The 13,785-nt window shown below is 65.4% G+C and carries 14 protein-coding genes and 1 tRNA gene; 3 read left to right on the plus strand and 12 right to left on the minus strand.

Features of this window, described 5'->3' with window-relative positions; genetic code table 11:
- Together ggt and EYE42_RS01500 are read right to left on the minus strand one after the other, a co-directional pair.
- Entirely contained in the window at positions 1 to 1,653 is a 1,653-nt protein-coding gene (gene ggt, locus EYE42_RS01495) for a gamma-glutamyltransferase (protein WP_130989534.1), read from the minus strand.
- Positions 1,650 to 3,248, minus strand: coding sequence for a GMC family oxidoreductase (locus tag EYE42_RS01500; protein WP_130989535.1), 1,599 nt, complete (start codon positions 3,246 to 3,248; stop codon positions 1,650 to 1,652). Before EYE42_RS01500 ends, ggt begins: the two co-directional genes overlap by 4 nt.
- Positions 3,249 to 3,514: 266 nt before the next feature.
- Here EYE42_RS01500 and EYE42_RS01505 point away from each other — a divergent pair, with 266 nt between their 5' ends.
- Positions 3,515 to 3,988, plus strand: coding sequence for a DUF1236 domain-containing protein (locus EYE42_RS01505; protein WP_130989536.1), 474 nt, complete (start codon positions 3,515 to 3,517; stop codon positions 3,986 to 3,988).
- Positions 3,989 to 4,059: 71 nt separating this feature from the next.
- On the opposite strand, the gene EYE42_RS01510 is transcribed toward EYE42_RS01505, so the two are convergent.
- The 7 genes from EYE42_RS01510 to EYE42_RS01540 form a co-directional block, all read right to left on the minus strand.
- A tRNA-Arg gene (locus EYE42_RS01510) sits at positions 4,060 to 4,136 on the minus strand.
- A 119-nt stretch (positions 4,137 to 4,255) separates the two neighbouring features.
- Entirely contained in the window at positions 4,256 to 4,723 is a 468-nt protein-coding gene (locus tag EYE42_RS01515) for a GNAT family N-acetyltransferase (protein ID WP_246020544.1), read from the minus strand.
- A gap of 68 nt (positions 4,724 to 4,791) precedes the next feature.
- A complete protein-coding gene (locus tag EYE42_RS01520; RefSeq protein ID WP_130989537.1) occupies positions 4,792 to 5,301 on the minus strand; it encodes a CarD family transcriptional regulator in 510 nt (169 codons plus the stop codon).
- A 324-nt stretch (positions 5,302 to 5,625) separates the two neighbouring features.
- Positions 5,626 to 5,964, minus strand: a complete 339-nt coding sequence (gene fdxA, locus EYE42_RS01525) for a ferredoxin FdxA (RefSeq protein WP_130989538.1) — start codon at positions 5,962 to 5,964, stop codon at positions 5,626 to 5,628.
- 146 nt (positions 5,965 to 6,110) lie between these two features.
- Positions 6,111 to 6,389 carry an RNA-binding S4 domain-containing protein gene (locus EYE42_RS01530; protein ID WP_130989539.1) on the minus strand — a complete coding sequence of 93 codons (279 nt, stop codon included), beginning with the start codon at positions 6,387 to 6,389 and terminating at the stop codon, positions 6,111 to 6,113.
- Entirely contained in the window at positions 6,386 to 9,301 is a 2,916-nt protein-coding gene (locus EYE42_RS01535; RefSeq protein WP_246020545.1) for a helicase-related protein, read from the minus strand. Before EYE42_RS01535 ends, EYE42_RS01530 begins: the two co-directional genes overlap by 4 nt.
- Positions 9,302 to 9,304: 3 nt before the next feature.
- Complete coding sequence (locus tag EYE42_RS01540) at positions 9,305 to 9,814, minus strand: tetratricopeptide repeat protein (RefSeq protein ID WP_246020546.1); 510 nt, start codon at positions 9,812 to 9,814, stop codon at positions 9,305 to 9,307.
- A 143-nt stretch (positions 9,815 to 9,957) separates the two neighbouring features.
- Here EYE42_RS01540 and EYE42_RS01545 point away from each other — a divergent pair, with 143 nt between their 5' ends.
- Both EYE42_RS01545 and EYE42_RS01550 read left to right on the plus strand, forming a co-directional pair.
- Positions 9,958 to 10,242, plus strand: a complete 285-nt coding sequence (locus EYE42_RS01545; protein WP_130989541.1) for an SCP2 sterol-binding domain-containing protein — start codon at positions 9,958 to 9,960, stop codon at positions 10,240 to 10,242.
- Positions 10,243 to 10,248: 6 nt separating this feature from the next.
- Positions 10,249 to 11,199: an alpha/beta fold hydrolase gene (locus EYE42_RS01550; protein WP_130989542.1), complete on the plus strand. Its 951-nt coding sequence runs from the start codon at positions 10,249 to 10,251 to the stop codon at positions 11,197 to 11,199.
- Here the strand turns inward: EYE42_RS01550 and EYE42_RS01555 are convergent.
- Genes EYE42_RS01555 through EYE42_RS01565 form a run of 3 tightly spaced genes read right to left on the minus strand, consistent with a single transcriptional unit; the run spans position 11,196 to position 13,661 of the window.
- Positions 11,196 to 12,134, minus strand: coding sequence for a hemolysin family protein (locus EYE42_RS01555; RefSeq protein ID WP_130989543.1), 939 nt, complete (start codon positions 12,132 to 12,134; stop codon positions 11,196 to 11,198). The genes EYE42_RS01550 and EYE42_RS01555 overlap by 4 nt on opposite strands.
- Positions 12,131 to 12,628 carry an rRNA maturation RNase YbeY gene (gene ybeY, locus EYE42_RS01560; RefSeq protein ID WP_130989544.1) on the minus strand — a complete coding sequence of 166 codons (498 nt, stop codon included), beginning with the start codon at positions 12,626 to 12,628 and terminating at the stop codon, positions 12,131 to 12,133. The genes EYE42_RS01555 and ybeY overlap by 4 nt, the downstream gene beginning before the upstream one ends.
- Positions 12,621 to 13,661 carry a PhoH family protein gene (locus EYE42_RS01565; RefSeq protein WP_246020547.1) on the minus strand — a complete coding sequence of 347 codons (1,041 nt, stop codon included), beginning with the start codon at positions 13,659 to 13,661 and terminating at the stop codon, positions 12,621 to 12,623. The genes ybeY and EYE42_RS01565 overlap by 8 nt, the downstream gene beginning before the upstream one ends.
- Between the last annotated feature and the right edge of the window lie 124 nt (positions 13,662 to 13,785).

The raw sequence follows: 13,785 nt of genomic DNA on the forward strand, positions 1-13,785 counted from the left end.
CTAGACGACAAAGCGGATGCCCGGGCGCGCCAGGCCGCCTCCCTGTGCCACGACCGTTCCATCCGCCCGCCAGCAGGCCGCGCCGGTGGCCATGCCGTCGCGTGCCAGGTGGATCGCATTCATGCCGCCGCCGATGGCCTTGACCATCCGCACGTCATGGCCCCGCGCGCGCAGGGCATCGGCCGAGGCCGCATAGGCCGGTTCCAGTTCCAGATGTTGTCCGTCGGTCCACAACCGAGGCGCCTCGACCGCCTGCTGCAGGCTCATCCGGTGGTCGATCAGGTTGACGATGGCCTGCATGGCCGAGGGAAAGATGCGCACGCCTCCGGGCAGGCCAAGCGCATAAAGGGGCCAGCCGTCTTGCAGCACCATCATGGGGGCCATGGATGTCGGCACCCGCTTGCCCGGCGCCACGGACAGGGCGCGCCCCGGTCGGGGGTCGAAGTTCACCATATAGTTGTTGGGGATGATCCCTGTCCCCGGCACCATGAACCGCGCGCCCCACAGCCCGTTGACCGTATGGGTGGCGCTGACCACGGTGCCGTCGCCGTCCGCCACGGTGACATGGGTGGTATCGCGGCTTTCCGGGATGGCGCCCACCCACCGCAGCGCGCGGGGGTCGGCCATGCGCCGGCGGGCATAGTCCTTGTCGGTATACAGCGCCACGGGCACCCGGACGAAATCCGGATCGCCCGAGGCCGCATTGCGATCCTGGAACGCCAGGGCCATGGCGCGGGCCATCAGCTCCATGGCGTCGGGATTGCCGAACCCCATGCCGCCCAGGTCGAAAGTTTCCAGCATGTTCAGCATCTGGACGACATGCACCCCCGACGATGCGGGGGGCGGTGGACCGACCACCACATGACCCCGGTAATCGCCCGTGATCGCCGGACGTTCGATGGCCCGGCTGGCGGCAAGGTCGGCCAGCGTCACATGGCCCGCGTCATCACCACCGGTGGCCAGCCGGTCGGCCAAGGCCCGTCCCAGATCGCCGCCGTGCAGCGCCCTGTCGCCCTGGGACTGGATCAATCGCAGGCTGTCGGCATAGTCCCCCATCACCAGCCGCGATCCGGACTGCAGGGGTTCCCCACCCGGCAGCAGCAGGCGTGCGATGACCGGGTCGGCCCGAAGATCGTCCTGATGCTCGCAAATCGCGCCGTGGAGATAGGGGCTGACGGCAAAACCGCGCGCGGCGGCGCGGATGGCCGGTTCGATCACGTCCGCCCAGGGCAGCCGGCCATGGCGCCGCTGCATCGCGAACCAGCCGCGCAGGTTGCCCGGCACGGCCACCGCCGACGGCCCGACGGTATTGCGCCGCCCCTCGGACTCCATCCAGGCATCGGCCATGCCGGGCGCCGGGCGGAACATATCGGCGCGCGCGTCTTGCCCGGCCCAGGACAGGGCATCGACGATGACATGCCGCCCATCGGGCAGCCTGACATGGGCGATGCCCCCACCCGCAATACCGACCATCATCGGTTCCACCACCGTCAGGGTCAGCAGCGCGGCCACCGCCGCATCCACCGCATTGCCGCCGACAGCCAGCATCTCGGCCCCCGCCATGGACCCCAGGGGGGCATTCGTGACCACCACCCCCCGCGACCCCGAGGCCGGGCGTTTTTCACAGCGGAAAGGCAGGCCGGGGCCGGTCACACGCGCGCATCCTCCAGCATCATCCGCGCGGCCTTTTCGGCGATCATCATCACCGGCGCGTTGGTGTTGCCGCTGACGATCGTCGGCATGACCGAGGCGTCCGCGATCCGCAGCCGACCGACCGCCCGTATCCGCAACCGGGGATCGACGACGGATGCCTCGTCCGCGCCCATCCGGCAGGTGCCCACGGGATGAAAGATCGTGGTGCCGATGGCGCCTGCGGCCTTGACCAGATCGTCCTCGGTCTGAAAGGCGATGCCCGGAACATGCTCCTCGGGGTCGAACCGGGCAAAGGCGGGCTGCGCCGCGATCCTGCGGGCCAGGCGGATGGCGCGGACGGCGACATCCCGGTCGCCGGGGGTGGACAGATAGTTCGGGCGGATCGCCGGATGCGCCCTGAAATCGGGGCCGGTCACATGCACCGAACCCCGGCTTTCGGGGCGCAGGTTGCAGACGCTGGCGGTCATGGCCGGAAAAGGGTGAACCGGATCGCCGAACCTGTCGAGGCTGACCGGCTGGACATGGAATTCCAGATCGGCCGTGGCCTTGTCCGGGCCCGACCGGGCAAAGATGCCCAACTGGCTGGGCGCCATCGACATCGGCCCCGACCGCTTCAGCGCATATTCCAGCCCGATCAAGGCCCTGCCCCAGAACCGCGACGCCTTTTCGTTCAGCGTCGGCACGCCCCGGACCTTGTAGACCAGTCGCAGTTGCAGATGGTCCTGAAGGTTCTCGCCCAGCGAGGGAACGTCCACCAGCGGCGCGATCCCCGCGGCCTGCAACACCTCGCCCCGGCCGATGCCGGATTGTTCCAGAACCTGCACCGACCCGATGGCCCCGGCCGCCAGCACGGTTTCGCGGATCGCCCGCACCTCTTGCCGCTGGCCCTTGTGATGGAACACCACGCCGGCCACCTCGCCGTGTTCGATCACAAGGCGTTCGACGGGGGCCTCGGTCAGCACGCGCAGGTTCGGCCTTCCCAAAACCGGGCGCAGGAATGCGCGCGCCGCGCTCCACCGCCAGCCGCGCCGCTGGGTGACATCGAAATAGCCCCCGCCCTCGTTGTCGCCCCTATTGAAGTCCTCCGTGCGCGGCACACCGGCCTGTTCGGCCGCGTCCAGAAAGGCGTCCAGAACGGCCCACCGGACGCGGGCCGTTTCCACCCGCAACTCGCCCCCTGCCCCGTGATGGTCATCGGCTCCGCGATAGTGATCTTCGTGCGCCCTGAAGACCGGCAGAACATCGTCCCATCCCCAGCCGGTGCAGCCCATCTGCCGCCATTGGTCGTAATCGGCGGCCTGGCCGCGCATGTAGATCATGCCGTTGATCGACGAACATCCCCCCAGCACCCGCCCGCGCGGGTACAACAGGGATCGCCCGCCCAAGCCCGGCTCGGCCTCGGTGCGGAAACCCCAATCCGTGCGGGGGTTGCCGATGCAGTAAAGATAGCCCACCGGAATGTGAATCCAGTGATAATTGTCGCGCCCGCCCGCCTCGATCAGCAGGACACGGGTTCGCGGATCGGCAGACAGGCGGTTGGCCAGAACGCAACCCGCGCTGCCCGCGCCGATGATGACATAATCATAGCGTTCCATGCATGTTCCTTGCGCCCGACCAATCCGGCGCATGACAGGATGCCCTTAACCGATCCGTTGAGAAAGGCATAAAGAGCGCAATTTTTCCCCGGCTTTCTCCGATGTGAAGGAGCGGAAGGGGAGAGGGCATAGGGATCGGCGGACCCTGAAAATGGTAACGGTTTTCTGGAGGACTGCCGGAATTATTGATGGTTAACGCGGGCCTGGAACGGGAACCCGACCCGCCTGTCATCTCTTGTATCGCCACATCATGCAGGAGACATGTCATGAAGACCATGCTGACCCTGACCGCCGCTGCCACCTTTGCAGCCAGTGCGGCCCTTGCCCAGACGGTTGTCACCGAAGGCGCCCCCGTGGTGGTGACGACGCCGTCCACGACCGTTGAAACCGTCGAAAGCGATCCCGCGACCACAGGCGGCGGTGCCGCCGGGGGGGCCACATCGGGCGCCATCGCCGGCGCCGTTGTAGGCGGCCCGGTCGGGGCCGCGGTTGGCGGCCTTGCCGGTGCGGTGATGGGCGACATTTCCGAGGACGCCCTGACGCCGGCGACGCGCACCTACATCATGGAAAACCGCACCGAGTCGGTTGTCATCGACGGCGACGCCACTGTCGGAACCGTTTTGCCCGAGACCGTCGAAGTGCAGACCATCCCGGATTCCGAATACCGTTATGTCTATGTGAACGACCGGCCTGTTCTGGTCGAACCGGAAACCCGCAAGGTGATCCACATCATCGAATAAGCTCTGGTTCGACATCAAGGGGCAGGCTGGCCGTCGTGGCCAGCCTGCCCTTTTTCATGAGTCTGGATTGATGGCGATCCCGGAAGGGCTCGAACCCTCAACCTGCCGATTAGAAGTCGGCTGCTCTATCCAGTTGAGCTACGGGACCGTGACCGTCCTTGTGAAGAATCGCTTCGCGATGTTCAAGCCGCTGTTGCGGTGACGGCGGCCGCAAACACCCGTGTCATGGATGTCAGCTCAGTCATGTCAGCCGGCAAGGTCATCGTATCAGATCACCCTGGTCATGAAGACGCTGTTCGGGTCCGGGCGATAATCGCCGAATGGCGGGCATTCGGCGAACCCCATCCGCCGGTAAAGGCCACGGGCTGCCGCAAATCCCGCTTGCGCCCCTGTTTCCAGAAACAGCCGGGTCAATCCCGCAGCCTGCGCATGGGCGATAAGGCGATCCAGCATCAGCCGCGACAATCCGCCTCCTCGTGATTCCGAGAGGACATGCATGGATTTGATTTCGCCCCGACAAGGATCAAGCCGCTTCAAGGCTGCCATGCCGACCGGCCGGCCAGCCTGACGAAGCACGAAGAAATCTATGGCGGGCGACACCAGTGCGCCGCGCGGCATCATGTGGATAGACTCGGGGGGCGTTTCCGCATGCATCTCGGCGGTGTGACGCTGAAACAAGGTGGCAAGGTCGTCGCCCAAAGGCGACTCGACGGAAAAGGAAAGACCGTCGGTCACGTCATCTCCTGTCGGTCGGGAACGCGGAAAGGCGGCCCGCAGAGGCCGCCTTGGGTCAAGGCCAAAGGTCAGGCCGCGCGCGACAGCAAGACTTCCTCGACGCGCTTCTGGGCGGTGTTTTCGTCAAGCCCGTTGACGGCAGCCACCTCGCGGGTCAGACGGTCAAGCGCGGCTTCGTAAAGCTGGCGTTCGGAATAGGACTGTTCGCGCTGGTCGTCATTGCGGTGCAGGTCGCGCACGACCTCGGCAATCGACATCAGGTCGCCCGAATTGATCTTCTGGTCGTATTCCTGAGCGCGGCGCGACCACATGGCGCGCTTGACGCGGGCCTTGCCCTTCAGGGTTTCCAGCGCACGGTCGATCAGATCGGGGCTGGACAGGCTGCGCATGCCAATCTCGGTCGCGCGCGCCGTGGGGACGCGCAGGGTCATCTTGTCCTTTTCAAAGGAAATGACGAACATCTCCAGCCGCAGGCCGGCGACCTCTTGCTCCTCGATGGACACGATGCGGCCGACGCCATGGGCCGGGTAAACAACGAAATCGTCGGGTCGGAACTCGTTTTTCTTGGTTTTCGACATCTGGCTTCCTCTAAAGTGCCTTCGCGGGAAGGACACAAAAAGAACCGAAAGCAGCCATGCCTGCCTTCGGCCTGTTTTCGTTCATGGTGTCTTGCCCGGCAATGACGGGCAGGAATAACGGCAGCACGGGTGCGCTTCCAAAAGGCCTCTCAATTCCTTCTGGATGCGAATGCAACAGCACCATAACACAAAAAAGCCGATAAAAAAAGTATAACGATTGACCTTTACGGCAACCGCAAGGGCTTGCGCCCGATTCAGGCCAGGCGTGACGGCTTTGTCACACCTTGGGAATGCCGCACTGGACCCGGAATTCTGACGCCCGGTTCAGTCGCCTTCACCCGGCGCTTCTGAAAAATACTTCTCAAGCTTTCCGGGCACCCCATCCATGTCGGCTGCCGTCGGCAAAGGCTCTTTTTTCTGGGTGATGACCGGCCAGATCTCGGAATATTTGCGGTTGAATTCGACCCACTGTTCCATCGCCGGCTCGGTGTCGGGGCGAATGGCGTCGGCCGGGCATTCAGGCTCGCACACGCCGCAGTCGATGCATTCGTCGGGGTGAATCACAAGGGTGTTTTCCCCCTCGTAGAAACAGTCAACCGGACACACTTCGACACAGTCGGTATATTTGCACATGATGCAATTATCGGTCACGACATATGTCATTCCACGCTCCTGTCCGTCTTTTGGCTAGTTACGCCCGCCCTCCCGATCATTCAAGGCTGGACCGGGGGAAAAGACCGATGTTCGGAATATCGCGCAGGACGCGCCGGTCTTGTTCGGCGGATCGGACCCGACCGCGAACGGGATCTTTATCCGCCTTCGGCAAGGTCATGGTACAATGCCTGCGCCTCGGTCGAAGGCCCGCGCCGGTGGCCAACTGCCGCCACCTCCAGCACGCGGACCCGGCCCTGGGCCGACACCACCACCCGGTCGCCGGGGCGGACCAGCCGGCCGGGCTTGGCGCAGGGCTGATCGTTGACGCGGATGCCCCCTGCCTCGATCCGTTCGCAGGCCATCGACCGCGACTTGAAGACCCGGGCAAAGAACAGCCACTTGTCCAGACGGACGCCCCCGGGGGCTTCGGTCACTTGCGATCCTTGAGGGCGGCCAGAACGGCGAAGGGACTGTCGGGGTCGGCCTTCTTTTCAGGCCGCGCCGTAAAGGTCTTGGGCGCATCGTGCCGGGGCTTGCCCCCCTTCTTGAAGCCGTCCTTGCCCCGCGGCTTACCGCCGCCCTCGCCGCCATCGCGCTTGTCGCGGCGCTCTCGGTTCGGATGACCGCCTTCGGGGATATTCCGGCGTTCGCCGCGCGGCTCTTGCACAGCGTCCTGCGCCGCATCCCGGCGCGGTCCGCCGCCGCCACGGCGCCCTTGTCCCTCGCCCTGGGGGCGACGGTTTTGACGAGGCTTGGGTGCCCAGCGGAAGGTATAGAACACCTCCATCTCGGGAGCCGCTTCCTCGACCGTCTCGCCGGCGGCTTCGGCCTCGAGACGGCGTTTCTCGGCCTGCTCGGCCTCCCACCGGGCGCGGGTTTCGGCGGCAAGAACGCTTTCTTCCTCGGTCATCGGCGCATCCGAGGCTTCGGAGTCTGGCAGGGCCGCGACCACAGGTACCTCGGCGGTCTTGATCTTGGCCCGCTCGCCCTTCTCGGCGGCATAGCCCAGGCCCTCCATGAGACGCGAGAACTGTTCCAGCGTCATGCCGGTGATCGACAGCATGTCCGGATTGGCCTCGAAGCCGCTGCGGGTGTCCTGGGTGCGCAACAGGTCGGCCAGACGTTCCAGCATGTCGATGCGGATCGCCCGGTCGCCGGCGGGACGATAGCCCGACAGCGTATAATGGTTGTCGGGAACGTCCGTGATATGCGGGATCGTCACCAGACCCGGCGGCGGGCTTTCGGGAAAGGTGTCCAGCCCCTCGGCCAGCGACCACAGCACCAGCCGCAGCCGCGTCGGCGCGGGCTTCAAAAGCGCCGGCATGAAGATCGTGAACTGGCCGAAGCGCACGCCGTGACGGCGAAGGGCGCCCCGCGCGTCCTGATCCAGTTCCTTGACCTCTCCGGCGATCGCATCGCGCGGCAGGATGCCAAGCGCCTCGACCAGGCGAAAGGCAAACCCGCGCGCAAGGCCAGTCAGAGCCTCGTCCTTTTGCAGGGCCAGAAGCGGCTCGAACAGCGCGGCGATCTTGCGGTCGATGAAGTGCTGCAGGCGCCGCTTGACCTTGTCGGCGATCTCGGTCCCCGCCTCCTCGTCCACGAAGACCTCGACACCGGGATGCAGCACGTCGGACCCGCGCACCAGCTTGCCCACGGCCGAGCCACCCCACATCAGCCCGCCCTGTTCGGTATAGTCCAGTTCGGTATCGGGGGCGTTATAGAAGCGGTCGGCGCGCAGGTGAAATTCGGGGCGCAGCGCCTCGTAGCTGGCGCGGTTCAGCATCCGTGCCTCGTCCGCCGATCCGGTCTGATCGGGACGGAAACGGAAACCTTCCAGACGGCCTGCGAACTCGCCCTCGACCGTCACTTCGCCCTTGTCGTTCACTTCGGCCACCAGGCTCTCCTTCTGCTTGAGCCGGCGCAGCAGCACCGAGGTGCGCCGGTCCACAAATCGTTGGGTCAGGGCCGCGTGCAGGGCATCCGACAAGCGGTCTTCTACCGCGCGCGTCTCGCCGCGCCAATGGGTTTCGTCCTGCACCCAGCCGGATCTCTGCGCGACATAGGTCCAGGTGCGGATATATGCCAGCCGCTTGGACAGCGCGTCGATATCGCCCTGGGTCAGGTCGATCCGCTTGACGGCCGTGGCCAGCCAATCGGACGGGATTGCCCCATCCTGAAGAAAGCCGAAGATTCGCGCCAGAAGCGTGGTGTGTTCTGCGGGCGAGATGCCGCGGAAATCCGGGACGCGGCACACATCCCACAGCAGCCGCACATCCTTGCCCCCCTGCACGCGGTCGCGGATTTCGGGCAACTCGCGCAGGGTCTTGAGCGCCTGCACATCATCCGCGTCCCGGCCCCGGCCCAGCAGCGCATGGCCGGACGGAGATTCCAGGCTTTCGACCAGACGATCCATGGTGCCGAATTGCAGATCCGTGTTCCGCCAGGTCAACCGCTGGATGGGGGCAAAGCGATGGTTCTGAATCGCGTCGATCAGGCCTTCGTCCAGGATTTCGGCCTCTCCGGTCACGCCAAAGGTGCCGGATTCGGTATGGCGGCCGGCACGTCCCGCGATCTGGCCCATTTCGTGCGGAAACAGCGGACGGACCCGGCGGCCGTCGAACTTGTGGGTGGCGGAAAAGGCGACGTGGCGAATGTCGAGGTTCAGGCCCATGCCGATGGCATCGGTGGCAACCAGGTAATCGACCTCGCCGGCCTGGTACATGGCAACCTGGGCGTTGCGCGTGCGCGGCGACAGCGCGCCCATGACCACCGCGCAGCCGCCCTTTTGCCGGCGGATCAGTTCGGCCATGGCATAGACGTCATCCACGCTGAACCCGACGATGGCCGACCGGGCGGGCATCCGCGACAGCTTTTTCGATCCTGACCACGACAGCGTGGACAGCCGTTCGCGGCGCTGGAACTGGACCCCGGGAATCAGTTGGGCGATGGCCGGACGCATCGTGTCGCTGCCCAGGAACAGGGTCTCGTGCAGGCCGCGCATCTTCAGCAGCCGGTCGGTGAACACATGGCCGCGTTCGGGATCGGCGCATAACTGGATTTCGTCGATGGCCACGAAATCTGCGGCGATGTCGGGCATGGCCTCGGTCGTGGCGACCCAGTATTGCACGCGGTCGGGGACGATCCGTTCCTCGCCCGTGACCAGGGCCACCACGGAGGGGCCGCGCGCGCGCACGATCCGGTCATAGACCTCGCGCGCCAGAAGGCGCAGCGGCAGGCCGATGACCCCGGTGCGGTGGGCCAGCATCCGCTCGATGGCATAATGCGTCTTTCCGGTATTCGTCGGGCCAAGGATGGCCGTCACCCGACCGCGCTCGTGGATTGTCATGCCTCAGATACCGGTCCCGTCGCGTTGCCGTTCCAGCCGCGCGGTGCCGTCAATGGCCTCTTGCTGATGGGGATGGATGGCCAGGCTCTCGCGATAGGCCTGCAACGCGCGTTCGGTATCGCCGGTTTCCTCGAGCATCGTCCCCAATTGCGTCAGCGCCGGAAAATAACGGGGTTCCAGTTGCAAGACACGGGCAAGATCCTGCAAGGCGGGACCGAACTGTCCCGAAGCGGCATAGGCCACCGCACGGGCATGAAAGCCTGCCGCGAAATCCGGGGCATGGTCGGTCAGGGCCGTCAGGTGGCCGATGGCCTCGGGCAGGTTCCCCTCGTCCAGGGCGGTTTCGCCCCGTTGCAGCAGGAGATCCAGGGCGGCGGAACCCGATTTCGACCATTCACGCAGAATGTCCGATTCGGCGATGCGCCATGCCTCGCCCGAGGGTTCGGCAAGGCGGCGGAACAGGTCGTCCATGTCGGGCCGATCCTGCGCCAGGGCCGGGCCAAGGCCAAGCATTCCGAAAATCATGCAAATCGTCGCGATCCGGTGGCATAGTGCCGCGACGACGTTATGGAAAACATGGCGGTCCGGGCGCATATGAGGGATGTTAGCCAGCCCGGCATCCGGGCGCCAGTCCCATCGAAAGGGGAAAACCAGAAATGAGCAATGTTGTGAACGCCGCCGTCGAGAAACTGAGCGAACGGATCGAAAGCTTCGGTTCGACCGCGAAATTCGTGATCGAGAACGAGGGCGCGATCATGATCGACGAAAACGGCGTTCGCGCAGGCGACGACGAGGCCGAGGTGACCCTGTTTGCATCGCGCGAAACCTTTGAAGGGATCATGAACGGCAGCGTCAATCCCGCGACCGCCTTCATGATGGGCAAGCTCAAGATCGACGGCTCGATGGGTGTTGCCATGCAACTGGGCCAGGCGCTGTCCTGATTGCCGATGACCGGACGGGACGCCCCCTTCCGTCAGTTGCCGGGCGACACGGCACGCCCGGCGCGGGCCTTTTGGATCACCGCCGGGGACGGCATCACGCTGCGGCTGGCGCATTGGCATGGCGCGGCGGACCGCCGGGGCAGCATTCTGCTGTTTCCGGGCCGCACCGAATATGTCGAGAAATATGCCCAAGTGGCCGGTGACCTGACGACGGCCGGCTTTGACGTGCTGGGCATTGACTGGCGCGGACAGGGGCTTTCCGATCGGCTGCTGGCCGATGCGCGTATCGGGCATGTCGGCGACTTTTCCCATTATCAGCGCGACGTGGCCGGGATGGTGGCCGCCGCAACCCGGATGGATTTGCCGCGACCCTGGCATCTGCTGGCGCATTCCATGGGGGGATGCATCGGTCTGGCCGCGCTGCATCGCGACTTGCCCGTTTCATCGGCGGCGTTTTCGGCCCCGATGTGGGGCATCAACCTACGACAGATGCCGCATGGCATGGCCGTCGGCATGGCCTATCTGGCCGGCCGGCTGGGTCGTGGGGGCAGCCCCGCGCCGGGCAGCGGCGGCGCCATGGGAACCTATGTCCTGGATGAAAGCTTCGGCGCCAATCTGCTGACGGCGGATGCCGATGCCTGGTGCCGCATGGTGCGCGAGGCGGCGGCATGGCCGGACCTGACGATTGGCGGGGCCAGTTTCGGCTGGGTCGGCAAGGCCCTGAACGAATGTTCCCGCCTGTCGCGCCTGCCGTCGCCCCCCTTGCCCGCCATTGTGGGCCTGGGGGGTCAGGAACGTATCGTGTCGGCCGCCGCCATCCGCGACCGGCTGGCCCGCTGGCCTGAGGCGTCGATGCTGGACTTTCCCGACGCCCGGCACGAGATCATGATGTGCAAACCCGAACGGCGGGCTGCCTTTCTGGAGGCGGCACTGGCCCTGTTCGGGGCATTGCCCTAGCGGTCGGGCACGGCCCGAGGGAGAGCCGCGGGTTCCGATTTCTCGGCCATCACCGCGGCAGGCAGGCGCAGGCGCACGCGCTTGACGCGGCGCGGATCAGCGTCCACCACCTCGAATTCAGCGCCCGAGGAATGGGAAATCACCTCGCCCTTCAGGGGCAGATGACCCACCAGCATGAAGACAAGCCCGCCAAGGGTGTCGATCCCCTCGTCATTGTTCGTATCGCTCAGCGTCAGCCCGGTTTCCGCCTCGACATCGCTCAGGGGGGCCCGCGCCTGGATCAGCCACTGGCCCGGCTTTTCCAGAACCCACAGACTGCCCTCTGCCTCGTCGTGTTCGTCCTCGATCTCGCCAATCACCTGCTCGATCAGATCCTCGATGGTGACCAGGCCATCGACCCCGCCATATTCGTCGATCACCAGTGCCATGTGGATGCGCTTTTGCTGCATCTGCTGCAACAGCACCCCGATCGGCATGGAGGGTGGAACATAAAGCAGCGGCCTCAGCATGGGACGCAGGTTGAATTCGCCCCCCTGACCGAAGCCATGCTTCAAGGCCAGATCCTTGAGGTGGATCATGCCCAGGGGACTGTCCAGTGTCTCGTCATAAATCGGCAGGCGCGAAAATCCGTGCTCGCGAAACAGCGTCACAAGGTCGTCGATGCTGCTGGTTTCGGGCGCCGCGACCATTTCCGCCTTGGGAACGGCCACGTCGTCGACCCGCATGTTGCGCAGGTTGACCATCCCCGGAACAGAAAACGTCGGCTTTTCCGCGCGGTCCTGCGCATCCTCGTCGGAACCCGTCAGGGCATTCAGAAACCGTCCCAGAAAGCCGCGCGATGCGGGAAGATCCCGGCCCTCGCCTCCGGTGCCATCCGCCTCGGAGGCGGCATCGGCACCCAGGGGGGGGGCGGGTAATCGAGACTCGGAGTTCATCGGACCTTCTCTTGATAAGGGTCGGGGATATTCAGGCGCAACAGGATCGAACGCTCGGCTGCTTCCATGGTTTCCGCATCGGCGTCATTGTCGTGATCGTAGCCCAGCAGATGCAGGGTCGCATGGACCAGCAGATGCGTGACATGGTGGGCCACGGGCTTGCCCTGGGCCTGCGCTTCGGCAAGGCAGGTGTCATAGGCGATGGCGATATCGCCCAGTTCCTCCGCAACCGGCAGTTCGGGGATCGCACCGGGTTCATGGGGGATATGGTCGACCGAAGGCCAGGACAGCACATTTGTTGCCCGCGGCTTTCCCCGGAAATCGGCATTCAGCGCTGCGATGCGGGCATCGTCGCAGCCCATCACGACAACTTCGCCGCCGAGGCCGTGCCGGGACAGCACCGCCTCGACCGCGCGTTCGGCCAGGGATTCAAGCCCCAGCGTCGCCCATCGGTCATCCTCGATGACGCAATCGGTGGATATGTCGTCAGGCATCGCCTCGCATTGCCCGGCGGGGTGCGTATTGTCCGCGCGGTCCCTCTGATTCGCCGCGCGCAAGGGCGGCGGCATCCTCGGCGTCATACGCCGTGATGATGCGCGCGACAAGCGGGTGCCGCACGACATCCTTGGCCGTGAAATAGCTGAAGCTGATCCCCCTGACCCCGTCCAGGATCCGTTCGGCATCAACCAGGCCCGACTGCATCCCGCGCGGCAGGTCGATCTGGGTGCGGTCGCCGGTGATGACCATGCGCGATCCTTCGCCCAGCCGGGTCAGGAACATCTTCATCTGCATGGTGGTGGCATTCTGCGCCTCGTCCAGAACGACGAAGGCGTTGGACAGCGTGCGACCGCGCATAAAGGCCAGGGGCGCGATCTCGATGCGCTTTTCCTCCATCAGCTTCTGCATCTGCTTGGCCGGCAGGAAATCGTTCAGCGCGTCATAGAGCGGCTGCATGTAGGGATCGACCTTTTCCTTCATGTCGCCGGGCAGAAAGCCCAGACGCTCGCCCGCCTCGACGGCAGGGCGGGACAGGATGATCTTGTCCACATGGCCCCCGATCAGCATGGTCACGCCGACCGCGACCGCCAGATAGGTCTTGCCGGTGCCCGCGGGTCCGATGCCGAAGGCCAGTTCGTTCTGGAACAGCGACCGGACATAGGCCTTTTGCGCGTCGGTGCGCGGTTCGACGGATTTCTTGCGGGTGCGAAGCTCATAGTCGCCCGCCGCGAACATCTCGATCTGCTCGGCGGGGGTGGCCGGTGCGGCATCGTCCACGCCCATGCGCAGCGCCGCCTCGACCTCGGCCAGCGAAACCGGGCGGCCCTGTTCCAGGCGGGCATAAAGCCCGCGCAGCAGCAACGCCGCCTCGGCCTGCGCCTCGGGACCGCCGACCACCGCCAACTGATTGCCGCGTCGCAGGATATGGACGCCAAGCGCCTCCTCGATCCGGGCAAGGTGCCGGTCATTGGCCCCGCACAGGTCGATCAGCAGCCGGTTGTCCGGGAATTCCAGCAGGGTTTCGGTCATTGGGGGGGCGACGGGGGGCGAAGGCGTAAGGCCCAAATCTCTCTCCTGCAAAGGGGTCTTGGCTTTCATGGTGACGGGCCAAGGGGATTCGCACAAGGTCATGTTGCGATCCCGCCCCGTGCCG

The sequence above is a fragment of the Paracoccus subflavus genome (assembly GCF_004310345.1).
In the GTDB taxonomy this organism is placed as follows: domain Bacteria; phylum Pseudomonadota; class Alphaproteobacteria; order Rhodobacterales; family Rhodobacteraceae; genus Paracoccus; species Paracoccus subflavus.

Bases quoted from the DNA above. Each gene is read 5' to 3' on its own strand.
- EYE42_RS01500 (WP_130989535.1), bottom strand. From the start codon at position 3,248: ATGGAACGCTATGATTATGTCATCATCGGCGCGGGCAGCGCGGGTTGC.
- EYE42_RS01505 (WP_130989536.1), top strand. From the start codon at position 3,515: ATGAAGACCATGCTGACCCTGACCGCCGCTGCCACCTTTGCAGCCAGT.
- EYE42_RS01520 (WP_130989537.1), bottom strand. From the start codon at position 5,301: ATGTCGAAAACCAAGAAAAACGAGTTCCGACCCGACGATTTCGTTGTT.
- fdxA (WP_130989538.1), bottom strand. From the start codon at position 5,964: ATGACATATGTCGTGACCGATAATTGCATCATGTGCAAATATACCGAC.
- EYE42_RS01535 (WP_246020545.1), bottom strand. From the start codon at position 9,301: ATGACAATCCACGAGCGCGGTCGGGTGACGGCCATCCTTGGCCCGACG.
- EYE42_RS01540 (WP_246020546.1), bottom strand. From the start codon at position 9,814: ATGCTTGGCCTTGGCCCGGCCCTGGCGCAGGATCGGCCCGACATGGAC.
- EYE42_RS01545 (WP_130989541.1), top strand. From the start codon at position 9,958: ATGAGCAATGTTGTGAACGCCGCCGTCGAGAAACTGAGCGAACGGATC.
- EYE42_RS01550 (WP_130989542.1), top strand. From the start codon at position 10,249: ATGACCGGACGGGACGCCCCCTTCCGTCAGTTGCCGGGCGACACGGCA.
- EYE42_RS01555 (WP_130989543.1), bottom strand. From the start codon at position 12,134: ATGAACTCCGAGTCTCGATTACCCGCCCCCCCCCTGGGTGCCGATGCC.
- ybeY (WP_130989544.1), bottom strand. From the start codon at position 12,628: ATGCCTGACGACATATCCACCGATTGCGTCATCGAGGATGACCGATGG.
- EYE42_RS01565 (WP_246020547.1), bottom strand. From the start codon at position 13,661: ATGACCGAAACCCTGCTGGAATTCCCGGACAACCGGCTGCTGATCGAC.